This is a genomic window from Sediminibacillus terrae (assembly GCF_009602435.1).
In the GTDB taxonomy this organism is placed as follows: domain Bacteria; phylum Bacillota; class Bacilli; order Bacillales; family Amphibacillaceae; genus Sediminibacillus; species Sediminibacillus terrae.
Genome location: NZ_VZDQ01000024.1, coordinates 391,089 through 417,012, shown reverse-complemented (window position 1 = coordinate 417,012; position 25,924 = coordinate 391,089). Strand labels below are relative to the sequence as shown.

Sequence of the window (25,924 nt, the reverse complement as noted above, 5' to 3'; positions counted from 1 at the left end):
ATAGCCATCATTATTCAAATTCAAGAGGAGGAAAATGATACATGACGATAGAAAAAAAGCGTAGTGTCCTGGCTTTATTGGCTTTGGCAGTAAGTGCCTTTGCCATCGGGACGACGGAATTTATCAGTGTCGGTCTTCTGCCGCTCATTTCAGAGGATTTACACGTTTCTGTCACGACCGCAGGATTGACCGTATCTTTATATGCTTTGGGGGTGACATTCGGGGCCCCGGTTTTGACATCCTTGACTGCAGCTATGTCTCGTAAATACTTGTTGCTCTGGATCATGGTTATTTTCATTATAGGGAACAGCATTGCGGCAAGTGCTACAAGCGTCGGGGTATTGCTTGCTGCCCGAGTGCTTTCGGCATTTTCCCATGGCGTGTTCATGTCGATAGGTTCGACTATTGCCGCCAACCTGGTACCGGAAAACCGCAGGGCCAGCGCTATTTCCATCATGTTTACCGGGCTTACCGTGGCTACGGTGACTGGTGTTCCGTTCGGTACATTTTTAGGTCAGCAGTTTGGTTGGAGGCTCTCCTTTATGGCGATTGTCCTGATAGGGGTAATTGCCTTCATCGCCAACAGTATTTTAGTTCCGGCAAATCTGAAGACGAGTGCCAGGACATCTTTTGCTGATCAGGTGAAGCTTGTGACGAACGGCAGATTGCTGCTTGTCTTTGTGATTACAGCTTTGGGCTATGGCGGCACATTTGTCGTATTCACTTATTTATCTCCATTGCTCCAGAATATAACCGGATTTAAACAAGGGACAGTAGCTGTATTGCTGCTTGTGTACGGGCTGGCGATAGCTATTGGAAACATGATCGGCGGGAAACTATCCAACAAAAACCCGATTACGGCTTTGCTGTTTATGTTCATCATTCAGGCGCTCGTGTTATTCGCGTTGACATTTACCGCTCCGTTCAAAGTGGCCGGACTGGCGACGATCATATTAATGGGCTTGTTTGCGTTTATGAATGTTCCCGGGCTGCAGGTGTACGTCGTCATGTTGGCGGAACGTTTTGTGCCAAGTGCAGTCGATGTGGCATCCGCCATAAATATTGCCGCCTTCAATGCCGGAATTGCGATTGGCTCCTATCTGGGAGGAATCATAACCGATTCCATCGGACTGATTCATACTGGCTGGCTTGGCGGATTGATGGTAACAGCTGCCGTTCAGCTTACTGTATGGAGCAGGTACTTGGAGAAAAAAGATCGTATGGAGCAAGTCGTACAGGAAGAAGCTTGTTGAGTATTATTGATCAATTATTGATAAAACAGGAGGAATGAAAGATGACAAATCATTTACAAGCAGTGACAACATTAAACAATGGGACAAAAATGCCATGGCTCGGTCTTGGTGTATTTAAAGTAGAAGAAGGACCAGAACTGGTAGAGGCTGTGAAAACCGCCATCACAGAAGGCTATCGCAGTATTGACACGGCCGCCATATATGGAAATGAAACAGGAGTCGGTGAAGGGATCAGGGAAGGAATACAAGCTGCCGGTATCCGTCGTGAAGATTTGTTTGTCACGTCGAAGGTATGGAACGATGGTCTGGATTATGATGGAACGGTTCAAGCGTTTGAGACGAGTCTGGAAAAGCTGGGGCTGGACTACTTGGATCTTTATTTAATTCACTGGCCGGGAAAAGGAAAGTATAAACAGGCATGGAATGCGCTCGAGGAACTTTATAAAAAGGGCCGCGTTCGTGCAATAGGTGTCAGCAATTTTCAAGTCCACCATCTCGAGGAGTTAATGAAAGACGCAGCGATCAAACCGGCAATCAATCAGGTTGAACGGCATCCGAAGTTGACACAGAGCGATCTATTAACTTATTGCCAGCAGCATGACATCCAGTTGGAGGCCTGGTCGCCGCTTATGCAGGGACAGATTCTGGACAATCCAGTACTAAGAGAAATCGCAGCGAAATATGATAAGTCCCCTGCCCAGGTTATCCTGCGTTGGGACTTGCAGCAGAAAATTGTCATCATCCCTAAGTCGACGAAAGCGCACCGGATTAAAGAAAATGCTAATCTTTTTGATTTTGAACTGACAAAAGAAGATATCGAACAAATCGATAATCTGAACGAGGACCACCGGGTAGGGCCAGACCCGGACACCTTCGACTTTTAAGCCCAAAGGCTATAGACATTTGTCTATAGCCTTTTTTGCGCTTGAATTGCTTCCTGTTTCTGTTCCATCAGCCTCGTGACGATTTCCGCTGCCGGTATATCCATGGCCATCCGATAACCTTGTCCTGCCCATAAAGCCATCGCTTCCAGGTCACTCGCTTCTGCAGCTGCTTTTCGAATCGGTTTGGTCATATAGTGGACAAAAGGGTAGGCTGCAGGTGCAGCGTCGTCATATTGTTGGATAAAGGCATTTTTCAGTCCCCGGGCCCGCCTGCCGGTAAACGCTCGGGTGACAGTTGTTCCCGAGAAACGGTTGTCTGCAAGTGCCTGTTTATGCAGGGATTTTGCACCGCTCTCCGGACAACGCAAAAAGGCAGTACCCAACTGGACCGCTTCCGCTCCCGCTGTCAACAAAGCAGCGATGTCTTGTCCATGCATGACGCCTCCTGCGGCGATCAAGGGAAGATCTACCTGCTGGCGGACGAGACGAAGTAAAGGGAGGAGCGAAAAGTCTTCTGTTTCGGCGTTGTTTTGAAACGTGCTGCGGTGGCCACCGGCTTCTATTCCTTGTAAACACAAGGCATCTGCTCCTGCTTGGACAGATTCTATCGCTTCTTGAGGCGAGGTGACAGTTACGATGACATAGCTGCCGTTTTGCTTCAGTCTGTCCACGACGGTGGAAGGAGGGCAGCCAAAGGTAAAACTGACCACCGGAATGTGCTCGTCGATTATTACTTCAAGCTTATTTTCCCAGTCGTCGTCATCGTTTCTGGCTTCCCCTGTGGACACAGCCAACCGCTTTGCTGTGTGTTCCAGCCGGTTTGCATAGTCATCGAGTGTTGCAGACTCTGCCGTATCCTCACTTGGAACAAATAAATTGACTCCAAATGGACCGCTCGTTCGTTTTCGAGTTTGCTTGATTTCTTCCCGAACGTCCCGGGCAGTCTTATAGCCTGCAGCAAGGAACCCGAGTCCCCCGGCATTGCTAACTGCCGCTGCCAGTGCGGGATTTGCTGTTCCACCGGCCATCGGTGCTTGAATAATTGGATGCGTGTAAAAAGATGATAGTGTCATCTTAGTCCTCCTGTTTCGAAAACTGGTTATTTTAAACTATTTCTCTAAATGAAGGATAATTCCTTCCATAAAGAGAGTTTTATATTAGAGCAGGATAGAACGGTTTGCTTTTTTCTGACCAAAAAACCGAACGAATTATCGAATCGTTCGGTTTCATTTTGATCACGAAGCTTTTTTCCCAGGCTGGGATAACAATACTTATCCATTTGTAACTGTTTTCGGTTTTTTTGCTTCGGATTTATCAATGATCGAGGTGCCGACCAAGTCGCCGGTGACATTGAGGGCGGTACATCCCATCCCGACAAGGGCATCGATGGCTGTCAGTAGACCGACTGCTTCCATCGGCAGATTCAACTGGGCGAAAACGGTGGCAATCATAATGATTCCGGCCCCAGGGACTCCCGCCGTGCCGATCGAGGCGAGTGTCCCGATTAACACAACCTGCAGCATATCCGTGAAGCTGAGCGGGTCGCCGATTATATTGGCCGCAAAAACCGCAGAAACTGCGATTCGGATGGCGGCTCCGTCCATGTTGATCGTGGCTCCGAGCGGCAGGCTGAACCCGTAGAGACTGCGTGACAGTCCTAAATTGTCGGCAGCGTTCAAGGTCAACGGCAATGTCCCCGAACTGCTTTGGGTGGCGAATGCGGTCAGCATCGGAGTCCTGGCCTGGGAGAAAAAGCGCCCCGGGCTAAGCTTGGCCAGAAGAAGGAAAACGACGTATAGTAGTACTTGGGCAATCAAGGCGATATAAAGCACGGCAACCATATTGCCCAGTTCAAGTAACGTATCGAGTCCCTGGCTGCCGACCGTGTTTGCGACAATGGCGAAAATACCGATCGGCACGTATTGCAGGATGACTTTCATGATTGTCAGTGTTGCCTCATTCAATCCTTTGATGACGTTATATACGCTTTCGCCCAATTCCGCATGGTTTTCCGAAGAGCGGAGAGAAGAAAGGGCAATCCCGAAAACAAAAGCAGTAAAAATGATTCCGAGCAAATTCATATTGGTAAAAGCTGTTACGATGTTGTCCGGCACAATATTCAAAAGGACACTGGATACTCCAGGGTTGTCCGGAACATCGACCGCTTCACTGTCTCCCAGGGTCATCCCGGTTCCCGGCTGGAAAACGCCGGCGATGGTAACACCGATGATAATCGCAAAGGCAGAGGAAACAATGTAGTAAAGGAAGACTTTCCCGCCCATCCTTCCGAGATTTCCGACTTCGGTTTGGTTCACACCTACCATCAGCGTAAACAATACCAAAGGAATAATCAGAAATTTAAGCAGTCGGATCAATAAATCTCCGAAAGGTTCCAGCAGGGACGCCTGACTGCCGAAAAGAAGGCCGGTTATGACGCCGAGCATAAGGGCGGCGGTTATTTTAACGATCAGGGGCGTATCAAGATAGCCCCTCCATACTTTTTTCATCGAATGACTCCTTTGTGTTTGGATTCTATTAATAATCCTACGTGATTACTAGGGATTTACGTTAATAACATACAAGACATATAGAGTGGAGTCAAAAGCACTGTTTCTGTCCTCCCGTGTCGGTTTTGAGCGAAAGAAACAATGATTAAACCAGTTGACATTATTTCCTTAATGCATATAATTTGGTTTAGGGAAACAATTTGTTATTGTAGAAATACGGCAAGGGCAAATTTTTTTAAAGAAAGTTTTGCCCTAAGGAAAAATTAATGGAGGTGGGAAATGTGAAGTGGGTTTCGGTAGTGTTTTTAGGTGTATTGGCGGCAGCGTTGTCCGGTTGTTCGGCTGGAAAGGAGGCCGTCGGAAGCGGAGAAGAAAAGGTCAAGGTAGTGACCACGATCGCCCAAATCGGTGATATGGCAGCCGAGATCGGCGGCGACCACATCGAGGTGGAAAGCTTGATGGGTCCGGGTGATGATCCGCACTTGTACAACGCTGTCCAGGGGGATATCAAGAAATTGGATCAGGCGGATATCATTTTCTACAATGGACTGCATTTAGAAGGACAGATGGGAGAAATTTTTGAAGAAATGCGGCAAAAAAAACCAACCGTTGCTGTTGCGGAGGGGATACCGGAAGATCAGTTCCTGGCCGATCCACAGAATCCAAGCATCATCGATCCCCATGTCTGGTTTGATATTTCTATTTGGAAACAGGCTGCGGAGAAGATCAGGGACGAATTGATGGAAATTGATCCAGATAATGAGAACGTATATAAGCAGAATACGGTGGAATATGTAAAAGATTTAACAGAATTAGAGGACTATGCCCGGGAACGCATAAAGGAAATACCCGAAGAGAGCAGAGTCTTGGTAACAGCGCATGATGCCTTTAACTATTTCGGCAACGCTTTTGGATTCGAAGTGATCGGTCTACAGGGACTCAGCACAGAATCGGACTATGGCTTGACCGATATTCAACGGATTATCGATGTACTGGTGGAACGCAATATCAAAGCGGTCTTCGTGGAGAGCAGCGTTTCCGGGAGATCGATCAATGCAGTGGTCGAAGGTGCCGAAGAAGCGGGACATCAAGTCAGAATCGGCGGGGAACTTTATTCGGATGCCATGGGTGAAGAAGGAACAGTCGAAGGTACCTACCTAGGGATGTACCGGCACAATATCGATACCATTGTGGAATCGTTGAAATGAGGTGGAAACAATGAATGCCCTAACCGTCAACAAGATGACAGTAGTATATGATAAGCAGCCCGCTTTGGAACATGTTTCATTTTCGGTGCCGGAGGGCTCTTTGACCGGGATTATCGGACCGAACGGAGCAGGGAAATCTACGCTGATCAAAGCAGCCCTTCAGTTGATCCCGGCGCGAAGTGGAAGCGTGGAGGTGTTTGGTCAGCCATATAAAACGCAAAAACAGTTGATTGGCTATGTACCACAGCGGAGTGAAGTGGACTGGGACTTTCCTACAAATGCGCTCGATATCGTCTTGATGGGGCGATACCGTCAGATTGGCTGGTTCAAGAGGGCAACTAACAAAGACATTGAGTGGGCGAGAGCTTGTCTTGAGAAAGTCGGAATGGAGGAATTCGCGAAACGGCAAATCAGCCAGTTGTCAGGCGGACAGCAACAGCGGGTATTTCTCGCTCGAGCTCTTGCACAGGATGCCAGCATTTATTTTATGGATGAACCATTTGCCGGAGTGGATGCCGCCACGGAGAAGGCAATCATTCAACTGATGAAAGACTGGAAGCAGCAGGGAAAAACCGTGCTGGTCGTTCACCATGACTTGTCGACCGTGGAGGATTACTTCGACCATGTCTTGCTATTGAACAAGCGGCCGATCGACTGCGGTCCCACACAATCCGTTTTCACGATAGACAATTTGGAAAAAGCATATGGCGGCAGCATCGCCTTCCTGCAAAAAACGACAGCAGCGGGAGGGAGGCAATGATGGATTTCTTCTCGGTGTTCGGGTTCGACGCCAATACGGAATGGGTGCTGACAGGCAGTTTGCTGCTCGGTTTCGCCAGTGGGACCATCGGCAGTTTTGTTTTATTGAAAAAACAAAGCTTGATCAGTGATGCTATGGCACATGCTACTTTACCCGGAGTTTGTCTGGTGTACATTCTTTTCCAAGTGAAGTCGATTCCGTTGTTTTTGATTGGCGCCGCTTTGACGGGATTGTTGGCCACACAGGCGATTCAACTGATCATTAACCGGTCGAGGATCAAAACAGATGCTGCGATCGGGATCACCATATCCGTCTTTTTTGGTTTCGGGATTGTATTGTTGACTTACATCCAACAGCACTTTGGGGGAAGCAAGGCAGGCTTGGATACATTTATCTTCGGTCAGGCAGCTTCCCTGGTCAAAAGTGATGTCCAAGTGATCACGATTGGTTCGCTGATCTTAACGTTGATTGCGGCATTGTTTTTTAAAGAATTCAAAACAGTGGTGTTCGACCCGTCATTCGCAAAAGGAATCGGCCTTCCCGTCCGGTTGCTCGATGGGCTGCTGTTCAGCCTGGTCCTCCTTGTCGTAGTGATCGGAATTCAAATGGTGGGAGTGGTTTTGATTGCTGCACTGTTGATCACACCGCCGCTTGCAGCACGCTATTGGACGGAACAGCTTGGGGTCATGGCGTTTTTAGGGGGAAGCTTTGGCGCGGTTTCCGGTATTTCCGGGGCTGTTTTGAGTACGACCATCGACCATTTGCCGACAGGTCCGATGATGGTATTAAGCGCATCGTCGATTTTTTTCCTTTCCTTTCTGTTCGGCAGTAAAAAAGGAATGTTTACAAGGATGGTGAAGCAGCTGTGAGTTATACATTATGGATCATTCTTACCGGTTGTTTGGTCGGAATCACGTGTGGGATGAGCGGCGTGCTTTTGCTGCTTAAGAAGATGTCGATGATTGCAGATGCCATCAGCCACACCGTACTCCTGGGTATTGTCGGGGCTTTCTTTGTCAGTCAGTCGTTGAACGGACTTCCCATGCTGATCGGTGCGGCGGTGGTAGGGTTGGCAACCGCATTTTTCGTGGAATCGTTGCACCGATCGGGAATCCAATCTGATGCGGCCATCGGAGTTGTGTTTACATCATTTTTTGCGTTGGGTGTTGTGTTAATCTCTTTTATCGGTGACCAAGTGCACCTGGATACGAAACATGCCTTGATGGGAGAAATTGCATTTGTCCCTTGGGATACGTTGCAAATCAATGGAGAGAGCTACGGACCCGTTGCTGTATGGATGTTGGGAATCGTCTTGATTCTGAATCTGACACTGATCGCTGCCTTTTATAAAGAAATGAAAATTTCCACCTTTGACCCGCAATATGCCAAGTTAATCGGAGTACCAGTCGTGCTTGTCCATTACTTGCTGATGGGGATGGTCTCTCTGTCGACTGTTGCTTCGTTTGACAGTGTCGGCGCTATTTTGGTTGTTGCCATGTTGATCGTTCCGGGGGCGACTGCCTATCTGTTGACGGATCGGTTTCTGACGTTGCTGTTGCTGAGCGGCATAGTCGGAATTTTTTCGGCCATCATCGGTTACGGAGCGGCCGTTTATTGGAATGTTTCGATAGCCGGCGCGATGGCAAGTGCAACAGGCCTCTTGTTTATGGTGGCATTTCTTTTCAGTCCGAAGCACGGTTGGTTGATGAAAAAGGTTAAGCAAAGGCGTTTGGCTGCAGGTTCTTAGGAAGTCGTGAGAGGGGTTTCATACCCGTCCCTCTTCGGCAATATCATCCAATTTTTCAACCGGAATGGCATAGACTAACAACCTCCAGGTGCCGAGAAACGAAGGAAACACGCAACCGGGACTTGCTACATGGCGATACATTCAGTAGTATGGGTATAGGAAAAAATTAAGGAAACCTACTGAAATGAGGGTAACAAATGAACAAACAATCCATTTATGGATTAACTTTCGAACAACTGACGTCTTGGCTAACCGAGCATGGCCAGAAAAAGTTCCGTGCCAAGCAGGTTTGGGATTGGTTATATAAAAAACGGGTTACCGCTTTTAAAGATATGAAAAACGTGAATAAGGACTGCATTGAATTGCTGGAGGAACATTTTGTCGTGCAGACATTGAAACAGGCGATCAAGCAGGAATCAAAAGACGGGACGATCAAGTTCCTGTTCGAGCTTCAGGATGGAAACCTGATTGAAACAGTATTGATGCGGTTCAATTATGGACTTTCTGTCTGTGTGACCACGCAGGTTGGCTGTAACATCGGTTGTACGTTCTGTGCCAGCGGCTTGCTTCGAAAGAATCGCGACCTTTCCAGTGGTGAAATTGTCGAGCAAATCATGAATGTCCAGCATCATTTAGATGGGGCAGGCAAGGATGAGAGAGTCAGCCACATTGTCGTGATGGGTATCGGCGAACCATTCGATAACTATACGAACATGATGGACTTCTTCCGTGTAGTCAATGACCAGAAGGGCCTTTCCATCGGTGCGAGACATATCACGGTTTCTACAAGCGGGCTTGCCCACCGGATTTATGACTTTGCGGATGAAGACATTCAAATCAATTTAGCGGTTTCTCTTCATGCGCCGAATAACGAGCTGCGCACGAAAATCATGAAAATCAACAAGGCGTTCCCGCTCGAAAAGCTGATGCCTGCCGTCGATTATTATCTCGAAAAAACGAACCGCAGAATCACGTTCGAGTATATTCTGTTAAGGGATGTCAACGACCATAAGGAAGAGGCACTGGAGCTCGCCAGACTGTTGAAGGACAAACGCCATTTGTCCTATGTCAATCTGATTCCGTACAATCCGGTTGATGAACACAACCAATATCAGCGCAGTACCAAACAGGCCATTCTCGATTTTTATGAAACGTTGATGGACCAGGGGATCAATTGCGGTGTCCGCGTTGAACAAGGTTCCGATATCGATGCCGCCTGCGGACAATTGCGAAGCAAACAAATCAAGAAAGAAAAAGCGAAAGCGACCGTTTAACTAGAACGGAAAGGAAAAACCCGTCGGATTCCGGGAGGCCACTGAAAAACGGAAGGTCTTTGAAAAGTAGAATTTTAAAAAAGCGGTCTGTATGGAATTTAATTTCCATACAGACCGCTTTTTATCTAATATTCCTTCATGAGTTTAACGATTCGTTTCGCATTAGCTTTGAAAATCGCGATCGCACTTTGCATGCGCATGCCTTCGAGACCCGAAGATGAGGCGACCTCCTATCCGTGTCTGTGTTTCAATTCGCTATTCTTCGCTTCAGTCTTATATTGTTCCATCGCCCTGGCTTAAATTCATGGATAATTGACGGTCTAACATCGAATCTCTCCCTATTATGTATTCCTTTCATTGTACAAGAAAAAAGAGTGACTTTCTTTTAGAAATCAAAGAAGATCACTTCTTTTTCGTTTACCCACTGTTGATTCCACGATAAGCGATTCGTGAGAATCAACAACAAACTTTAAAATTTCTTCTAGATTAGAAAGGACTTTTTCAGTGGCCTTGATACCGGCGGGTTTTTCCTTTTCCAAATGTAAAGAGGGGGAGCGGAACGGCTTCATCCGATTGATAAGCTTGAATTGTGGCCGAACCCGGCAAAAAAGCACTTCATCCAGTCGATTAAGCTCAAATGAAGGCAGCGCGCCATCCAAAAAAATCCTTCATCCCGTATCTGAAAGGCTTGAGTAGGTTAAATGCCGTCAAAAATGCTGCCGATCAATCTGCCTATCCCTCTTATCAGCCAAACAACCAAACGGACAGGAAGCATGAAGATTTCCGGAATCCATGTTAATAACTCAAGGGCATCCCATTTCTCCTGACGATTTTCTCTTTTTCTCCGCTTATTTTTTCTCCTCAATGTTCAATCCCTCCAGCCTCTTATGTATCGTGGTTTACTAAAGTATGCTCCCAGAAGCAGTAACGATAATCCTGCCACTATCCCGGAAGCTCCCTGCCCAAGCGCAGTAAATACTATACTGCTTATGGACGCAAGGATGAAAAAGTATTTCATGTTATAATCCACCTCAGAATCGGAACAAATTTTCTTACCTATATAGTAACAGATTTTTCTTGTCCTCTTAGGGATTTTTTTCCTGGTCAACTAAGCATAATTTAGTGCGACTATTTAATTATAATGATTAAAAAATGATAGAAACTTTAAATTGCCTGTTTGTATACACGTTTACCCGGGAAGAAGACAACTGTCCAATCTTTACATAAAGGGAGGAGTTTATTCAATGAGTGAAAACAAAAACCGCAAACAGGAACAATTGGAACAGTTCAAGACGGATGACAAAGGAGAAAAACTGACGACCAATCAGGGTGTCAAAGTATCAGAGGATGAATTTTCTCTGAAGGCGGGCAAACGAGGTCCGACTTTGATGGAAGATTTCCATTTTCGTGAGAAGATGACGCATTTTGACCATGAACGCATTCCAGAACGGATTGTACATGCCCGTGGTTTTGCCGCTCACGGAGAGTTCCAAGTCTATGAATCGATGAAGGAATTCACCAAAGCAGATTTTTTACAGGATCCTTCGAAAAAAACACCCGTATTCGTTCGATTCTCCACGGTTGCCGGATCACGTGGTTCCGGTGAACTGGCCAGGGATGCCCGCGGATTTGCCACGAAATTTTACACGGATGAAGGGAACTACGATTTAGTAGGAAACAATATACCGGTATTTTTCATTCAGGATGCCATGAAGTTTCCGGACTTGATTCATGCAGTTAAACCGGAGCCGCACAATGAAATTCCGCAGGCAGCGACTGCCCATGACACATTCTGGGATTTCGTCGCCAATAACCAGGAGTCGGCTCATATGATTATGTGGGCGATGTCCGACAGAGCCATTCCACGTAGTTTCCGGATGATGGAGGGCTTCGGCGTCCATACTTTCCGTTTCATCAATGCAGAAGGAAAGGCTCACTTCGTCAAGTTCCATTGGAAGCCAGTTTTGGGAACCCACTCAGTGGTATGGGACGAGGCACAGAAAATAAACGGGAAGGACCCTGATTTTCATCGTCGCGATTTATGGGAAGCAATCGAAAATGGCGACTATCCGGAATATGAACTCGGCGTGCAAATGATACCGGAGGAAGAGGAATTCCGTTTCGATTTTGATATATTGGACCCCACCAAGATATGGCCGGAGGAAGACGTTCCGGTGAAGCTGATCGGAAAAATGACGCTGACCCGCAACACGGATAATTATTTTGCGGAAACAGAACAGGTTGCTTTCCATCCGGGCCATGTCGTGCCGGGCATTGATTTCACGAATGATCCCTTGTTACAGGGACGGCTGTTTTCTTACACGGACACGCAGCTGATCCGGCTGGGCGGCCCTAACTTCCATGAGCTGCCGATCAATCGTCCGGTCTGCCCGTTTCACAATAACCAGCGGGACGGTTATGGACGGCAAACGATCAACAAGGGGCGTGTCAGCTACCATAATAACTCCCTTGCTGCCAATACGCCGGAACCGGCGAGTGAAGAGGAAGGCGGGTTCAAGCATTATCAGGAAAAAGTGGATGGATATAAAGTCCAGGCTCGAAGCGACAGCTTCAAAGACCATTTCTCTCAAGCTACGTTGTTTTGGAACAGCATGAGCGAAGCGGAAAAACAACATATGATCCAGGCATTCAGCTTTGAGCTGGGGAAAGTGGAAAGTGAATCCGTACGTCAACAGGTTGTCGATATGTTCGGCAATGTAAGTATGGAACTGGCGACAGAATTTGCGAAAGCGATCGGGGCCAATCCGCCGCAAGGAAAAGATACAGGCGTAACGAAAGCTTCTCCAGCCTTGAGCCAGGAAAACACGAAATTCAAGGCCGATACCCGAAAGATTGCTTTGATCCTCGGCCAAAACTTCAATGGCAAGGAAGTAAAGCCGGTTATCGATGAACTGAAGGGAAAAGGACTGCAAATAGAAGTGATCAGTGATAGCCAGGGTAAGGTGACCGGAGAAGATGGTACCGAGCTGGACGTCGATCATACCTTCCTGACGGCTGATTCCGTATTGTTTGATGCGGTATACGCAGCAGGAGGAGAGGAAAACAAAGAATTTTATAAACAGGCCGCCTATTTCGTGATGGAAGCATTCTCGCACTATAAACCGATCGGCGCGACACATGAAGGCAGAAAGCTATTGGAGGCAGACGGCATGGAAGACAGTCCCGGCGTTGTTTCAAGTGAAGACACAACAAGATTCGCCGAGCAGTTCAGTAAGGCGATTGCCGAGCATCGACATTGGGATAGAGAAGTTTTATAGAATGAAAAGGACATAACCCAGAGGGCCTCACTCCCTCTGGGTTATCATTTTGCTTTGGAAACCTCTTGAAATGCTTCTTTCTCCCGCATCCCGCTGTTAAGGCTGTGCAACACCATTCCGCCAATGACGAGAAAAACTCCGGCGAAAGAAAGCGCGCTTGGCATTGCTGCATGAAGAAAGATGATTTCCCCCATCAAGGCAAACACTACTTCCCCAGATTGTGTGGCCTCGACGCCGGCCAATTTTTGGTTGTCATGTTTAACTAGATTGGTAGCGTAGAAAAATAAACCAGTAGCGATGATGCCGGATGAAACAGCGACGATGAATGTCTGCACAAGCTGGCTGGAAGAAGGGGCGCCGTGCGCTATTGCACCGTAGACGGAAAGAATCAGCCAAAACGGCATGCTGGCGATGGTCATTCCGAGGATGCGTTGAAACGTATTGAGCTCGTTGCCGACGACTTGCATCATTTTCCGGTTTCCTAATGGATAACTGAAAGCGGATAGGAGCAACGGGAGTGTACACAACCAGACACTTGCCAAAGGTACTGCAGAAGCGTGTTCGAGCTGCATCAGAATGACACCGCCGAGTATAAGGACAGAAATGAGGACGCTTTTTACCGGAATCGATTGCTTTATCCCGGTTTGTTTTTCAAGAAAAGGGACGAGCAGGGAGCCGGCAATGATGGTCAGTTGAAAGGTTGCTGCGACCAGCCAGCCCGGACCGTACACAGTGGCAAAAGCGATAGGCGCATAAAAGAAACCGAAGCCGACGGAGCTCCAGACAATCCAGGCTGTCGGCTGTTTTTTCAGATGTACCAACACTGGCCTGATTTTTCCTTGGAAACCGACGATTGCGATTAACATCGGGAGCATGAAGAAGAATCGTAAAGAAGCACTCCATACCCAACTGCCGCCCTCCAGCTCCATTGATCGGTTCAGGATAAAGGTGACAGAGAAAAACAATGCCGCTAATAGTCCAACCACAAACACTCGCATCTGCTAACCTCCAGTAAACTTTCGGATATGCGAACCATTTTACTACAACTTCCAGCAAAATGGGGAAGTTCCTGTGACTTTCTTTCAAAAGGAAAATCAGATAAGATTTTTGCAGGATCAATCGTCGTCTTTTTCCTTCGCAAATCAGCGGGTTTTCTTTTGTGCAGCCAATTATGTACACTGAAAACAGAAGAAGTAAGCGAAAGGGTGGTATAGTGGAGGAAAGCGCAAAAACAAGGTATTTAGAAGTAGTGGAACTCAAACAAGTAGGGGAAGGTATGCGGGTCTGTCTGGATTTTATCGATCGTCTGCAAGAGGAAGAGGGACTTTATATCGGCAATACCGGCCATGGATATCTTAAAGTTTTGTCGGAAAACAGGCAATCGGAGGGTTACCCTCCACGGCCGTTCCGGATCAACTGTGGAGGATTCCACCAATATTTTTATCAGGAAAAGGAAAGTCGATACTTGCAGGAAATAAAGGCAGGAGAATCCCTTGTGGTAAGCAGTCCGCAGGGAAGCCGTTCGATTTCAATCGGACGCGTGAAAATAGAAAGACGTCCGTTGATACGCGTTATTTGTCATGGGGAGGAAGGGAGCATTTCGGCTACTTTGCAGTCTTCTACGAGCGTATATGTAGAGGAGGCGGAAAAAGGTGCCGTTTCTGTTCTCGATTTGAAAAAAGGAGACAGGATCGCCGGGATGATGGATGAGCCAGGCAGGCATCTCGGGAAAAAAATAGATGAATTCATTGAGGAAAGATAAAACTGGCAAGAAAAAACGCTATTATATGTGATAGGGTGAACAAAATGAACGATCGACAAACCGGGCTGTTGAGGTTTCTTCTCACCCGGGAAGACAATTATATCCAAGTAGATACATTGGCGCAGCATTTCGATTGCTCCGAGAAAACGATCCGCAATGATTTAAAACAATTGGAACAATTTTTGTTCGAACATTCCCGGGGGCGTTTAGAAAAAAAGCCCGGCTTAGGGGTGTTCGTGAAGATTGAGGAGTCCGATAAATCACGTCTGTTCGACCGGTTGCAATCAATGCAGCCCATAGTGGAGCGGAAAACGGATAGAGACCGCAGGATGGAAATTGCTTACGAGTTATTGATAAAAGCAAAGCCGCTGACCACAGGAGAGCTTGCCGATAAATACTTTTTGAATAAAGGTACCATTCGCAAAGACTTGGATGCCATTCGTGAATGGTTGAAAAAAATGAATGTTTCCGTCATCTCCAAGCAAAAAGTGGGGCATACCGTCCAAGGCGAGGAGAAAAACATCCGGCTCGCCCTTTCAGAACTGTCGAGGCTCGGCAGCCAAGAGGCGATGCCGATTTCGGCATTTATGGAAACGATGTTTGCCGGTGCCGATATCCGGCTGGTAAAAAAAGAACTCGATGCCTTGCAAGTAAGACATAAGCTTTCCTTTACAGACGAGACGTTCGATCGCCTGACCATTCACGTGCTAGTGATGATAAAACGGGTGAAAACCAGACAGCCGATTTCCGTTTCTTCGAAAGAGAAACAGATGCTGCATGATAAGGAAGAGCTTGAATGGGCAGCTGAATTTCTTGAAAAGATGGCAAGTGCTTTTGCCGTCCGGTTTCCGGAAGACGAAATGTATTATCTCGCTTTTCATATTCTCGGGGCCAAGCTCCGTTATCAAACAGTACCCGGAGGTCAGGCAGATGCTACATGGACAAGCCAGGTGCCGATGGTGAACGAGCTGGTCGACAAGCTGACAGCACGGATGTCCGAAGTGACGATGATCGATTTTGCCGAGGATGACCAACTGAAAGAAGATCTCATTCTGCATCTTTCTTCTACTGTCAACCGGATTACGTACGGATTGCCGGTCAAAAATCCGATGCTTCAGGAAATTAAACAGATGTATCCATATATGTTCGATATGGTGATTTATATCGTGGAGGATATCCATGATCACTTCGATTTTACTTTGCCGGAAGAAGAAGCCGCCTATTTGACGATTCACTTTCAAACATCGATCGAACGGCTGCGTAATCAGCGTGTGGAAAAACTGCAGGCAATCGTAGTCTGCCATATGGGAGTGGGAGTATCCCAGTTGTTGCGGACGAAGCTGGAAGGAAAGTTTCCGGAAATCGAAGTTGTCGATAGTGTCGCGAAATACAACGTAAAACAATACCTTGCCGATCATCCAGTCGACTTTATCGTATCCACTGTACCAGTCGAGAAAACCGGTATCCCGGCGATCCAAATTTCTCCGTTGATGGAGGGACATGAAATAGACAAGCTTGCTTCCTTTATCGGTAAATTGCAGTCTGGATCAGGAAACAAGCAGGCTGTGACTGTACCGGGTTCTCATCTGGCGGAATTGATGGATCCGTCTCTTGTGTTTCTCCAAGTAGAAAGGGAACACCGCTATGAAGTCATCGAGATGCTGGCCAATCGGTTGTCCGAGCAGGGTTATGTCGATAAGAAGTATGCCCACAGGGCGATCAACCGCGAACAGCTTTCCGATACAAATATAGGGGCGGGCATTGCCATTCCGCATGGCAGTCCCGATTTGATCAAAACCCCGGCAATTGCTGCTGCCACGTTAAAAGAGCCGCTGGAGTGGGGCGAAAGCAGAGCTTCACTCGTGTTCATGCTGGCAGTGCCTAATGATCATCCAGCCGTCCGCGAGGTATTCAAAGAGTTGTCTGATCTTACGGAACAGCCTGGCAGAGTGGAACGGTTGTTAGGACAAACCGATGTGCAACAGTTTATTAGCTTTATATAGCTATGGCTTTTTTATATACTGTTATCCAATTTGTGTCCTCCGTTTGAGAAGGCACGGGATAGTTCGGCTCTCACCCCCTGTGGCTTCTGCGGCGGCTGGTCCTGCTTCTTTACTCGCTCTCTGTGCCGGTTATCTGAGTCTGATGTCGCATGTTCGTGCCGATTCTGGCAGTACAGCTGCTCGTCGCCCTCCGCAGTTCCATGAAGGAAAAGGCCGTGGGAATTATTGGCATGGTGACGGGCGAAAAACATCCGTTTTTCCGGAGCGGTGGTAAAAATCAAAACTTTTGGCCTGGGTCAGAAGGGGTATAGTATATGTAAGCGATTACGAAGTCAGGAGGAATCAGGATGAAATTGTTAGCGATTACTTCGTGCCCCAATGGTATTGCCCATACGTACATGGCAGCAGAAAACCTGCAAAAAGCTGCCGATGAATTGGGTGTAGACATCAAAGTGGAAACCCAAGGTTCCATTGGAGTGGAAAATGAATTTAGTGAACAGGACATAGCGGAGGCGGATGGTATCATCATCGCCGCCGACAAAACAGTGGAAAAAGACCGCTTCTCCGGAAAAAAACTGTTGGTGGTAGGTGTACAAGAAGGGATACGCCAGCCCAAGCAGTTGATCAACAAAGTCATCAGCGGAGACGTCCCGGTGTATAAGGGACATAGTGATAGACAAAGTCAGACAAACACGCAGAAAAAGAAGGATAAAGAAAACCCGATCTACCGTCATTTGATGAACGGCGTTTCCTATATGATTCCGTTCATCGTCGTCGGCGGTCTGTTGATTGCAATCTCGTTATCTTTGGGAGGGCAACAGACGCCGGAGGGCATCCAGATACCGGAAGGATCGTTCTGGAAAACGATTGAAAGCATCGGAAGCGCCTCCTTTACCTTCATGGTACCGATCTTGGCCGGCTTCATTGCGTTCAGTATTGCCGATCGTCCCGGTCTGGCACCTGGTATCATCGGTGGTTATATTGCAGCTAACGGAAGTTTTTACAATAGTGAAGCAGGGGCTGGTTTTCTAGGCGGAATCATCGCCGGGTTCCTGGCAGGATATGTTGCGTTATGGATTAAAAAGCTGAAAGTGCCGAAAGCAGTCCAGCCAATCATGCCGATTATCATCATACCGGTTTTTTCAGCACTCATTGTAGGCTTGGCTTTTGTATTCTTTATTGGCGGACCGGTTGCACAAGTATTTGAATCACTGACCTCTTGGCTGGCAGGCATGCAGGGAACCAGTTCCATCCTGTTGGCACTGATTTTGGGGGCAATGATTTCGTTCGATATGGGCGGACCGGTAAATAAGGTGGCATTCTTATTCGGTTCAGCCATGATCGGGGAAGGAAATTATGAAATCATGGGGCCGATTGCAGCAGCAATCGCCATCCCGCCGATCGGGCTTGGTCTGGCTACATTCTTGTTCAAGCAGAAATTTCAAAAAACCGAAATAGAAACAGGTAAGGCTTCATTCACGATGGGATTGTTCGGCATTACGGAAGGTGCAATACCGTTTGCCGCACAAGATCCGTTGCGTGTCATCCCGAGCATCATGGTCGGTTCCATGGCAGGTTCCGTCATCGCAATGCTAGGGAATGTAGGGGACAGGGTTGCCCATGGTGGGCCGATCGTCGGCGTCCTCGGTGCAGTGGACAATGTTATCATGTTTTTCGTGGCAATCATTGTCGGTGCTATTGTGACAGCCCTTATGATCAAGTTGATTAAAAAAGATGTAACAGACCAGCCGGCGCCTGTCGGAAGTGAAGAGGATGTTCATGCAGAAGATGCAGCTGAGCAATTAGCGATGGACAATCAAACGCCTGCTGAAACGGCTGACACGGAAGAGCCTGAGACCGAATCATTGGATGAAATCAACAAACTGACCGATATTACGAGTCCCGAGTTGATCGATATCGATTTACAGGGAAACACGCAGGATGAAGTAATGGATGAGCTGATCGGTAAATTGGACGCCAACGGCTTATTGACGTCAGCGCAAGAACTCAAGCAGAAAATCGTCGAACGGGAACAAGAAAGCACAACGGGAATCGGCATGAACATCGCCATCCCGCACGGAAAATCAAAAGCAGTGAAACGTCCAAGTGTCGTATTCGGGATGAAACCAGACGGTGTAGATTGGAACAGCATGGATGGCACGGCTGCCAAGCTGATTTTCCTGATTGCTGTACCGGAGCAAGCAGAAGGCAATGCCCATTTGAAAATTTTGCAGATGCTGTCCCGCAAACTGATGGATGAAAACTATCGTGAGCAGCTGTTGCAAGTCCAGACAAAAGAAGAAGCATACAAGCTGCTTCAACAGGTGCAATAAGATAGTAGGCATGCCTGCAAAATTCAATATCGTAAGTAACCATGCAATCAACCGAAAACACGCTTGGAAATAAATCCAAGCGTGTTTTTTCAATAAGGGCTTTATGTCCTTTTAATCACTATTAGGTTTAAATGAACCACTTGAATGATTTATTTCGCCTAATTCAATCCTATTTCCATCAGGGTCCAGTAAAACGGCAATAGTACCCCAATCAAATTGTAAAGTCCTATTCAAGAATACAGCGCCACGGTTCTCTAACTTTTTTACTGCAGTAGTTAATGACTCTACATCAAAACGGAGAACAGTGGGATTTTGTTTTCTTTGCTTTTCTTGAAGGGAGCCAATCCCACCTTGCTCTACCATTAAGTAACCATTTGGTAAATCAAAGGTCACCAGTGTTTCTTTTATCTTTCGTATTGGTAATTTTATAACATTCCTATAAAAGTGGATGCATTTTTCGTATTCTTCCACAAACAGTATCAATCCAAATTCTTTAAATTCCATGTGATACTCCCCCAACGAATCTGAATATTTTCTACCAACAGTTTAGCTTAAACGATTTGTTCTGCTAATCTTAAAAGTAGTACCTTCTTCTATAGATTAACACAGTACCATTCCGCTTTAGGTTTTATTTTTATACGAGACAATACTTATCCTTCCATAAAGGGTCAGGTAAAGAAAAAAACGTGAAGGTATAAAAATCTTCACGTTTTCCCCATTTTCACGCCTTATATTTCGCTGTCTGCTCCTTCAATTCCTCTGCAAGGCGGGAAAGTTCCCCGGCGTTTCCGGAAACCTCCTCCATCGCGCTGGTGGATTGCTGGGCAGAAGCGGAAACTTGCTCGATGCCTGCTGCCGATTCTTCTGACACTGCTGCGATTTCCTGGATCGATTCATTCATGTTGTTGCTGTTTTCGGCGATATCGCGAAGGTTTGCGGAAATATCCTGGATTCTTTCCACCATATTTCTGACAGATTGGTCGATGTCGCCAAATGTTTCTCCAGTAGCACCGATTTGACGGGAACCTTCTTCGACTTCTTTATATCCCGATTCCAACGAGGCTGCTACGCTGCTGGATTCATGCTGGATATTTCCGACTATATCCGTAATGTCGCCTACAGAGTTGGAGACTTGTTCTGCCAGCTTGCGCACTTCGTTGGCCACGACAGCAAATCCTTTGCCGTGTTCCCCGGCACGCGCGGCCTCGATTGCTGCGTTCAGTGACAACAGGTTGGTTTGTTCTGCAATATCGTTGATTACATTGATCAGCTTGGATATTTGCTGTGACTGAGCGTCCAGTCCTTGTACTTTTGATACTGCATCTTTGACGATGCCTTCGATGTTTTTCATCTGGCTTACCGATTTTTCCATCATAGAGCTTCCGTTTTGCGTCATCTGCAAGACATCATCAGATGTACCGGCGATTTGCTCGCCATTTTCATGAGCTTGGTTGATTTTGGCCATGAAATCCGTCATCATTTCCGATAATTCGGTAGAACTGTTGGCCTGTGTTTCAGCACCCGAGGTTAATTCCTGCATGGTCGAAGCGATTTGCTGGCTTCCTTCTTTCACTTCTTCTGCTGATCGGTTCAACTGGGAGCTTTGACCGGAAACCGCCGTGGTGGCTTCTGTCACGTTGCGGATAATCGAACGGAGGCTCTCTTTCATCTCATTGATTGATTGGGAAAGCTGTCCGATTTCATTGGTGCTATCATGAGTAAGTTCTACGGATAAGTCACCCTCCTCGACGGTCTTCATTTTTTCCCGTAAGGTTTTTATTGGACGGGTAATTCGACCGGCGATGATCCACGTAAGGAGCGTGGAAAGCAATAAGACTACAAAGATGCTGATGGCGATCGGTATGAGGATAGGCTGGGATTTCTTCGCCAGTTCAGCCTTGTCCACTGTCCCGAGAATGATCCAGTTCAAACGGTCATTCAAGGTGTATCCTGCTGTTTTATCCCCGCCGTCCCATGTGAAATCAACTGCGCCGGAACGTTTGTTTTGCTCGATGATCTGTTGATAAAAGGATTCCCCAGACATATCTTCACCGATATACGCTTCATCCGGATGTACGACGAACTTTCCGGATTTGTCCATGATCGCTGCATAGCCGGAGTCTCCGATTTCCACGGTGCTTATCATATCAAGGACGGATTGCATATTGATATCGATTGATAGTACGCCGACGGCCCCCGTACCAGCTTCCACTGCTTTTGCCGCACTGACAATCAATTCGCCGGTTTCGGCATCAATATATGGCTCTGTCCAAATAACCTCGCCGATGTTTTCGGTTGCTTCCTGGTACCAGGGACGTGTCCTGGGATCATAATCATCCGGCAGGTCCAATGCTGGAGCAGTAAGCATTTCCCCTTCTTTTTCGGTGCCAAGGTAAGCAGTCTGTATCGCTTCATCGGAAGAAGAAATATTCGTCAAGGTTTCCATCAAGTCACTTCGCTGTTCGTCGAAATGCGTCAATTCATTTTGTTCGACATAATGGTTGATGACTTGTTCTTGGCCCTGAAAAAACGTTTCAAAGGATTCGTTCAACACATTTGTCTGGCTTTCGATACTGTTGGTCAATTCATCCGTCGTCAAGGATGCGCTGAAAGTATAGCTGATATAGCCGATTGCACCCCCGGCAGCCAATATCAAGGTGATCAGCGGAATCAGGATCTGCCGCTGCAATGATTTAGAGAAAAAGCGACCCTTTCCTTTTTCTTTTTTTGTTTTGGTTGTCATTGAAATACCCCCGTTGTTGTTAGTATCTGGTCCGCTCTTTTCATTCAAACAGCTACTTTCTTATAGGTACAAAGCAGCGGTTCTACCTTTTTTATCGTCATAATATTCATAATTATTTATACTAATTAGAAAGAAAATTATAGATTCATGCATAGAAGGGGTGCTTGATGATCATGAGAGAGAGGATGCCATTCCTGCTTGTCATATGCGGGGCAGTACTGTGGGGGACGACCGGGACAGCGCAGACCTTCGCCCCGGAAACGGCACACCCAGTGGCTGTGGGAACGATCCGGCTTGCTGTAGGAGGTACAACACTTCTCCTGTTATTGTTGTTATTTGATTGGAAGGCCAGCTCCCTTCGGGGATTTTCGTGGAAGCAGGCGCTGCCTGCCGTGATCAGTATGGCTTGTTATCAGCCGCTGTTCTTTTCTGCGGTGACGATGACCGGCGTAGCCGTGGGAACAGTGACGGCAATAGGCAGTGCCCCTATATTGGCCGGGATTTTGGAAGTGGTTTTTTACCGAAAAAAACAGACGGTCCGATGGGGAATTGCTACGCTGTTGGCAGTTGCGGGATGTATCATGCTGTTTGTTAACTCCGGAACGGTGACTGTCCGGCCGCTGGGAGTACTGTTTGCACTTGGTGCGGGCTTGTCCTTTGCTGTCTACTCTTTGACGAGCAAGCAGCTGATGGAAAACCGATCTGCGTTGTCTGTAACGGCGCTTGTTTTTACTGGTAGTGCACTCTTGTTGGCTCCGTTGCTTTTTTGGTATGATACGTCTTGGCTCGGGCAGTGGCAGGGGATAGCCGTCAGTTTGCACCTCGGTGTGGCTGCAACCAGTGCAGCTTATCTTTTGTTTTCCCTTGGGCTCCGGAGAGTGCACTCGTCCACAGCTGTCACGTTGTCCCTGACAGAACCGCTTACGGCTGCTGTGCTTGGTGTGTTTTTGGTCGGAGAAACCCTGACTGCTTTTTCCTGGTTTGGCATGCTCGTTCTTTTGAGTGGCATGGTTGTTTTGACAAGTGGGAAAAAGCAGCCTGAAAACAGGGAGGGTAATGCAAAAACATTTGTGAAAACTAGTGAATGATTGGCGGCAAATCGATTGTTGTCTCATCTTTCAATGATATGTGCAGCTGCAATTGCTGGTTGATGGTGGCCAGAAAAACCGACTCCGATCCGGAAATGTTTTGTGCGGTTAGTTGCCTTAGCAGCCAGTCTTGATCGACGTCGAATTTTTTCAAAACGGAATGATAAATCTTTCCCTCCATGATGACGGGATAAGCAATAGTGGCTGTTTGCTGTGGGAGACCCATGTCTTCCCGCGTGACAGTGTTTTTACTCGTTTTTTTCAATACACTCAGGGAACCGTTTGCCTCTATCACACCTGTCTCTACTTCCGATATATCAAACACATTTTTTTCCCGGAGCATCTGCAGGACGTTATCGATGGAATAGTGGATTTTCTTCAAGTTTCCTCTTAACAGCTTTCCGTTCTGGATGACGATGGTCGGTTCAAAAGTCACCAGTTTGCCGAATTTGCGACTCGACAATTTCCAACTGGCTACCAGACGTTGAAGTACTGCAATTCCGAGAATTGCTACAACAGTGGGCAAATGCTCGATACCGGGATCGGCGATATCTGCGCCGACCACTGCTCCGATGGTCAACACGATTAAAAAGTCAAATACGGGCAGCTCCCCGATGGCCCGTTTTCCCATGAACAAGGTGATGATCAATAATAACGGCAGGATAGTGGCTATTCGGAACAGGACGAGCAAGACATCCTTTAAAAAATCGGCCATGAATCGTTCACACCTTTTCGGTAAGATTAGTTCGTATTTAAAATGGCTTGCTTATCTTTTCTTTATACAGGAAAGTAGAATGGTTTGGCTTTATCTATCAAGCCAGGTAATGCAAAATAGAAGGATAACCGAAAGCAGGAGGGAAAAGCATGGATACATATAATCAATACGATGCAGTCGGGTTGGCTGAACTGGTAAAACAAAAACAAGCGAAGCCGCAGGAACTTCTGGAGGCTGCTTTTCGACGGTTGGAGGCTGTGAATCCCGCACTCAATGCCGTGATTCGCTCTCGTGAAGACAAGGTTTTCAAAGAAGCGGAACAGCTTGATATAGACTCCCAGCCCTTTGCCGGAGTTCCCATCGCATTGAAGGATATTTCCCAGGCAATGGAGGGAGAACCTTTGACGGCCGGCTCTCGTTTATTGCGCAACAATATGGCAAAAAGAGATTCCAATTTAGTGGCGCGCCTGCGCAAAGCCGGTTTTTTATTTATCGGACAAACCAACACACCTGAATTTGGACTGAAAAATATATCCGAGCCAGAGATATATGGAGCGACAAAGAATCCGTGGAATTTGAACCATTCATCGGGTGGATCGAGCGGCGGGTCGGCAGCGGCTGTCGCATCCGGTGTTGTGCCTGCAGCCGGTGCGAGTGACGGTGGCGGTTCTATCAGAATTCCCGCTTCTTTTACCGGTTTATTCGGTTTAAAACCGACAAGAGGGAGGACTCCGGTCGGTCCGGGGAACGGACGGCAGTGGCAAGGAGCATCGATTGATTTTGCGTTGACCAGATCTGTCCGGGACAGTGCGGCATTGTTGGATTTGCTGCAGACCTTTCAGCAGGAAGCGGCATTTCATATACCACTGTATGATGGCAATTATCTGAGCGACATGCAAAAGCCTTTAAAGAAAAAGTACCGAATAGCTTATACCACAGCGTCGCCGGTGGGAACCCCCGTGAGTAAAGAAGCAGAGACTGCTGTACATAAGGTGGTGAGCTGGCTGGAGGAACAAGGTCATGAAGTCGAAGAAGCGGAAGCTCCCATCGACGGGATAAGGCTGATGGAAAATTACTATATCATGAACAGCGGAGAAATTTCTGCCATGATGGCAGGTATGGAGAGAGCGTTGGACAGGCCGATGACTTTCGATGATATGGAGATCGTCTCCTGGGTGTTGTACCGGGCCGGTCAGAACGTGACGGCGGCTGAATATTCCCGCAGTCTTGCCGAGTGGGATGCAGCAGCTGCTGCTATGGCTGATTTTCACAAAACATACGATTTTTATATCACACCGGCCAATGCACATCCCGCACCGGAAAACGGGGAACTTACCCATGCTGCAGAAGAAATAGAGCAATTGTTGAAGGTGGATAGCGTCAGCAAACGCAGACAGCAGGAGATGGTGTACGAAATGTTCGAACCAAGCTTGACGTACACACCCCATACACAGTTGGCCAATTTGACCGGACAGCCGGCGATGACAGTACCTGTGCATCTGTCTGACAGCGGACTGCCGATGGGGGTCCAGTTCATCGCTCAGAAAGGATGGGAAGTTAATTTACTGCAACTGGCCGGTCAACTGGAAAAATCGGATTTTTGGCTGGATACGAAAGCGGCTGCAATCAATCGTTGATAATATATTTTCTCGTTTAGGATCCTTAGAAAAAAGGGAATTTACCTTCAACAAAGGAGGATCCGAATATGGGAAAATGGATTAAGAGATTGATTAAGTGGGGGCCGATGGTGTATCCTCTCATCCGGAAGTTCAGAAACAGCCGCCGCAATGCGGGTCGATATTAGTGGGAGATAATGAAGAAAAGCACCGTCATCAGGCGGTGCTTTTTTGTCTGGTGAGGTTTTTCTGCAGCTGTTTCACGAGAAACGGAATAGGAAACGGTCACGGAAAAAACTCCTTATTGAAAATAGCTTTTCACTTGCCGCTGAGGCAATTATTAACTGCTCACGAATCGTTCGAATTGGCGTTTTCTTTTGGTTCGAACGAAAACTCGATTTCATCGTACTTACGTTTATATTTAATATGGAAATCGTATCCTTCAAAATACCAGGCATCCGATTCCTCCACAAAGAAACTAATGCCTGACGCTTCTGTGTGAAAAAACGGATTCTTCGGCCGCTCGATTGCAAGTCCAAGAGAAAAACCTCTGTGCAAGCCGCCGTGCCCGCCGTATCTTGCATAAAATCGGACCGCATCTCCTTCTGATAGATCCAGTTCATTTATGTACCATTTTGCTGCAGGTTTAGTTATGGAAATCATGTTTGTGCCTCCTTGTCCCCTTTACTATATCAAAAAAACCCCTGTCTTCACTATATTCGCAATGGTACGACAAAAAATAGACACAAAAAA

General features: G+C 47.1%; 22 protein-coding genes and 1 pseudogene. 13 read left to right on the top strand and 10 right to left on the bottom strand.

The features are described from left to right. Positions 1 to 41: 41 nt before the first annotated feature. Both F6X55_RS13135 and F6X55_RS13130 read left to right on the top strand, forming a co-directional pair. Complete coding sequence (locus tag F6X55_RS13135; protein ID WP_153463905.1) at positions 42 to 1,253, top strand: MFS transporter; 1,212 nt, start codon at positions 42 to 44, stop codon at positions 1,251 to 1,253. A 41-nt stretch (positions 1,254 to 1,294) separates the two neighbouring features. Continuing rightward, positions 1,295 to 2,137 (top strand): aldo/keto reductase, encoded by an 843-nt coding sequence (locus F6X55_RS13130; protein WP_153463903.1) that lies wholly within the window; start codon positions 1,295 to 1,297, stop codon positions 2,135 to 2,137. A 23-nt stretch (positions 2,138 to 2,160) separates the two neighbouring features. Here the strand turns inward: F6X55_RS13130 and F6X55_RS13125 are convergent, their stop codons facing one another. Together F6X55_RS13125 and F6X55_RS13120 are read right to left on the bottom strand one after the other, a co-directional pair. Then, the gene (locus tag F6X55_RS13125; protein WP_026568804.1) at positions 2,161 to 3,210 is read right to left on the bottom strand and encodes an NAD(P)H-dependent flavin oxidoreductase; all 1,050 of its coding nucleotides are present in this window, start codon (positions 3,208 to 3,210) and stop codon (positions 2,161 to 2,163) included. 198 nt (positions 3,211 to 3,408) lie between these two features. Further along, positions 3,409 to 4,644 (bottom strand): dicarboxylate/amino acid:cation symporter, encoded by a 1,236-nt coding sequence (locus F6X55_RS13120; protein WP_026568803.1) that lies wholly within the window; start codon positions 4,642 to 4,644, stop codon positions 3,409 to 3,411. A gap of 281 nt (positions 4,645 to 4,925) precedes the next feature. Here F6X55_RS13120 and F6X55_RS13115 point away from each other — a divergent pair, with 281 nt between their 5' ends. From F6X55_RS13115 to rlmN, 5 genes are all read left to right on the top strand, one after another. Further along, positions 4,926 to 5,852 carry a metal ABC transporter solute-binding protein, Zn/Mn family gene (locus tag F6X55_RS13115; protein WP_237648664.1) on the top strand — a complete coding sequence of 309 codons (927 nt, stop codon included), beginning with the start codon at positions 4,926 to 4,928 and terminating at the stop codon, positions 5,850 to 5,852. A 10-nt stretch (positions 5,853 to 5,862) separates the two neighbouring features. Further along, complete coding sequence (locus F6X55_RS13110) at positions 5,863 to 6,612, top strand: metal ABC transporter ATP-binding protein (protein WP_026568801.1); 750 nt, start codon at positions 5,863 to 5,865, stop codon at positions 6,610 to 6,612. Further along, the gene (locus F6X55_RS13105) at positions 6,609 to 7,481 is read left to right on the top strand and encodes a metal ABC transporter permease (protein WP_026568800.1); all 873 of its coding nucleotides are present in this window, start codon (positions 6,609 to 6,611) and stop codon (positions 7,479 to 7,481) included. Before F6X55_RS13110 ends, F6X55_RS13105 begins: the two co-directional genes overlap by 4 nt. Then, positions 7,478 to 8,359 carry a metal ABC transporter permease gene (locus F6X55_RS13100; protein ID WP_026568799.1) on the top strand — a complete coding sequence of 294 codons (882 nt, stop codon included), beginning with the start codon at positions 7,478 to 7,480 and terminating at the stop codon, positions 8,357 to 8,359. The genes F6X55_RS13105 and F6X55_RS13100 overlap by 4 nt, the downstream gene beginning before the upstream one ends. Positions 8,360 to 8,556: 197 nt before the next feature. Then, positions 8,557 to 9,633, top strand: a complete 1,077-nt coding sequence (gene rlmN, locus F6X55_RS13095; protein WP_026568798.1) for a dual-specificity RNA methyltransferase RlmN — start codon at positions 8,557 to 8,559, stop codon at positions 9,631 to 9,633. A 125-nt stretch (positions 9,634 to 9,758) separates the two neighbouring features. On the opposite strand, the pseudogene F6X55_RS20245 reads toward rlmN, so the two are convergent. From F6X55_RS20245 to F6X55_RS13085, 3 genes and pseudogenes are all read right to left on the bottom strand, one after another. Beyond that, positions 9,759 to 9,917: pseudogene (locus F6X55_RS20245) on the bottom strand (IS5/IS1182 family transposase); the annotation flags it as partial. A gap of 108 nt (positions 9,918 to 10,025) precedes the next feature. Continuing rightward, positions 10,026 to 10,292 carry a hypothetical protein gene (locus F6X55_RS13090; protein ID WP_153463896.1) on the bottom strand — a complete coding sequence of 89 codons (267 nt, stop codon included), beginning with the start codon at positions 10,290 to 10,292 and terminating at the stop codon, positions 10,026 to 10,028. 38 nt (positions 10,293 to 10,330) lie between these two features. Continuing rightward, a complete protein-coding gene (locus F6X55_RS13085; protein WP_153463893.1) occupies positions 10,331 to 10,498 on the bottom strand; it encodes a hypothetical protein in 168 nt (55 codons plus the stop codon). Between the two features lie 379 nt (positions 10,499 to 10,877). Between F6X55_RS13085 and F6X55_RS13080 the strand changes: the two genes are divergently transcribed. Continuing rightward, positions 10,878 to 12,911 (top strand): catalase, encoded by a 2,034-nt coding sequence (locus F6X55_RS13080; RefSeq protein WP_153463890.1) that lies wholly within the window; start codon positions 10,878 to 10,880, stop codon positions 12,909 to 12,911. A 44-nt stretch (positions 12,912 to 12,955) separates the two neighbouring features. Here F6X55_RS13080 and F6X55_RS13075 read toward each other — a convergent pair whose 3' ends face one another. Further along, complete coding sequence (locus F6X55_RS13075) at positions 12,956 to 13,909, bottom strand: DMT family transporter (protein ID WP_026568796.1); 954 nt, start codon at positions 13,907 to 13,909, stop codon at positions 12,956 to 12,958. Positions 13,910 to 14,124: 215 nt separating this feature from the next. On the opposite strand from F6X55_RS13075, the gene F6X55_RS13070 reads away from it, so the two are divergent. The 3 genes from F6X55_RS13070 to F6X55_RS13060 all read left to right on the top strand — a co-directional run bounded on the left by F6X55_RS13070 (position 14,125) and on the right by F6X55_RS13060 (position 19,009). Beyond that, positions 14,125 to 14,673: a 3-dehydroquinate synthase II gene (locus tag F6X55_RS13070; protein WP_237648663.1), complete on the top strand. Its 549-nt coding sequence runs from the start codon at positions 14,125 to 14,127 to the stop codon at positions 14,671 to 14,673. Between the two features lie 44 nt (positions 14,674 to 14,717). Continuing rightward, a complete protein-coding gene (locus tag F6X55_RS13065; protein WP_026568794.1) occupies positions 14,718 to 16,676 on the top strand; it encodes a BglG family transcription antiterminator in 1,959 nt (652 codons plus the stop codon). Between the two features lie 347 nt (positions 16,677 to 17,023). Next, positions 17,024 to 19,009: a PTS fructose transporter subunit IIABC gene (locus tag F6X55_RS13060; RefSeq protein WP_153463887.1), complete on the top strand. Its 1,986-nt coding sequence runs from the start codon at positions 17,024 to 17,026 to the stop codon at positions 19,007 to 19,009. A gap of 111 nt (positions 19,010 to 19,120) precedes the next feature. On the opposite strand, the gene F6X55_RS13055 is transcribed toward F6X55_RS13060, so the two are convergent. Together F6X55_RS13055 and F6X55_RS13050 are read right to left on the bottom strand one after the other, a co-directional pair. Further along, a complete protein-coding gene (locus F6X55_RS13055) occupies positions 19,121 to 19,513 on the bottom strand; it encodes a VOC family protein (RefSeq protein WP_153463884.1) in 393 nt (130 codons plus the stop codon). A 217-nt stretch (positions 19,514 to 19,730) separates the two neighbouring features. Beyond that, complete coding sequence (locus F6X55_RS13050; protein ID WP_153463881.1) at positions 19,731 to 21,752, bottom strand: methyl-accepting chemotaxis protein; 2,022 nt, start codon at positions 21,750 to 21,752, stop codon at positions 19,731 to 19,733. 167 nt (positions 21,753 to 21,919) lie between these two features. Between F6X55_RS13050 and F6X55_RS13045 the strand changes: the two genes are divergently transcribed. After that, positions 21,920 to 22,840 carry a DMT family transporter gene (locus F6X55_RS13045; protein ID WP_337189838.1) on the top strand — a complete coding sequence of 307 codons (921 nt, stop codon included), beginning with the start codon at positions 21,920 to 21,922 and terminating at the stop codon, positions 22,838 to 22,840. Here F6X55_RS13045 and F6X55_RS13040 read toward each other — a convergent pair. Then, complete coding sequence (locus F6X55_RS13040) at positions 22,830 to 23,555, bottom strand: DUF421 domain-containing protein (RefSeq protein ID WP_153463878.1); 726 nt, start codon at positions 23,553 to 23,555, stop codon at positions 22,830 to 22,832. The genes F6X55_RS13045 and F6X55_RS13040 overlap by 11 nt on opposite strands. A gap of 149 nt (positions 23,556 to 23,704) precedes the next feature. Here F6X55_RS13040 and F6X55_RS13035 point away from each other — a divergent pair, with 149 nt between their 5' ends. Continuing rightward, positions 23,705 to 25,192, top strand: coding sequence for an amidase (locus tag F6X55_RS13035; protein ID WP_153463875.1), 1,488 nt, complete (start codon positions 23,705 to 23,707; stop codon positions 25,190 to 25,192). Between the two features lie 327 nt (positions 25,193 to 25,519). On the opposite strand, the gene F6X55_RS13030 is transcribed toward F6X55_RS13035, so the two are convergent. Beyond that, positions 25,520 to 25,834 carry a HesB/YadR/YfhF family protein gene (locus F6X55_RS13030; protein WP_153463872.1) on the bottom strand — a complete coding sequence of 105 codons (315 nt, stop codon included), beginning with the start codon at positions 25,832 to 25,834 and terminating at the stop codon, positions 25,520 to 25,522. Positions 25,835 to 25,924: the final 90 nt, after the last annotated feature.

Excerpts from the sequence above, each read along its gene's own strand:
- F6X55_RS13040 (WP_153463878.1), bottom strand. The coding sequence starts at position 23,555 with ATGGCCGATTTTTTAAAGGATGTCTTGCTCGTCCTGTTCCGAATAGCC.
- F6X55_RS13075 (WP_026568796.1), bottom strand. The coding sequence starts at position 13,909 with ATGCGAGTGTTTGTGGTTGGACTATTAGCGGCATTGTTTTTCTCTGTC.
- F6X55_RS13055 (WP_153463884.1), bottom strand. The coding sequence starts at position 19,513 with ATGGAATTTAAAGAATTTGGATTGATACTGTTTGTGGAAGAATACGAA.
- F6X55_RS13065 (WP_026568794.1), top strand. The coding sequence starts at position 14,718 with ATGAACGATCGACAAACCGGGCTGTTGAGGTTTCTTCTCACCCGGGAA.
- F6X55_RS13110 (WP_026568801.1), top strand. The coding sequence starts at position 5,863 with ATGAATGCCCTAACCGTCAACAAGATGACAGTAGTATATGATAAGCAG.
- F6X55_RS13125 (WP_026568804.1), bottom strand. The coding sequence starts at position 3,210 with ATGACACTATCATCTTTTTACACGCATCCAATTATTCAAGCACCGATG.
- F6X55_RS13030 (WP_153463872.1), bottom strand. The coding sequence starts at position 25,834 with ATGATTTCCATAACTAAACCTGCAGCAAAATGGTACATAAATGAACTG.
- F6X55_RS13045 (WP_337189838.1), top strand. The coding sequence starts at position 21,920 with ATGATCATGAGAGAGAGGATGCCATTCCTGCTTGTCATATGCGGGGCA.
- F6X55_RS13060 (WP_153463887.1), top strand. The coding sequence starts at position 17,024 with ATGAAATTGTTAGCGATTACTTCGTGCCCCAATGGTATTGCCCATACG.
- F6X55_RS13130 (WP_153463903.1), top strand. The coding sequence starts at position 1,295 with ATGACAAATCATTTACAAGCAGTGACAACATTAAACAATGGGACAAAA.
- F6X55_RS13080 (WP_153463890.1), top strand. The coding sequence starts at position 10,878 with ATGAGTGAAAACAAAAACCGCAAACAGGAACAATTGGAACAGTTCAAG.
- F6X55_RS13120 (WP_026568803.1), bottom strand. The coding sequence starts at position 4,644 with ATGAAAAAAGTATGGAGGGGCTATCTTGATACGCCCCTGATCGTTAAA.
- rlmN (WP_026568798.1), top strand. The coding sequence starts at position 8,557 with ATGAACAAACAATCCATTTATGGATTAACTTTCGAACAACTGACGTCT.
- F6X55_RS13035 (WP_153463875.1), top strand. The coding sequence starts at position 23,705 with ATGGATACATATAATCAATACGATGCAGTCGGGTTGGCTGAACTGGTA.
- F6X55_RS13105 (WP_026568800.1), top strand. The coding sequence starts at position 6,609 with ATGATGGATTTCTTCTCGGTGTTCGGGTTCGACGCCAATACGGAATGG.
- F6X55_RS13135 (WP_153463905.1), top strand. The coding sequence starts at position 42 with ATGACGATAGAAAAAAAGCGTAGTGTCCTGGCTTTATTGGCTTTGGCA.
- F6X55_RS13050 (WP_153463881.1), bottom strand. The coding sequence starts at position 21,752 with ATGACAACCAAAACAAAAAAAGAAAAAGGAAAGGGTCGCTTTTTCTCT.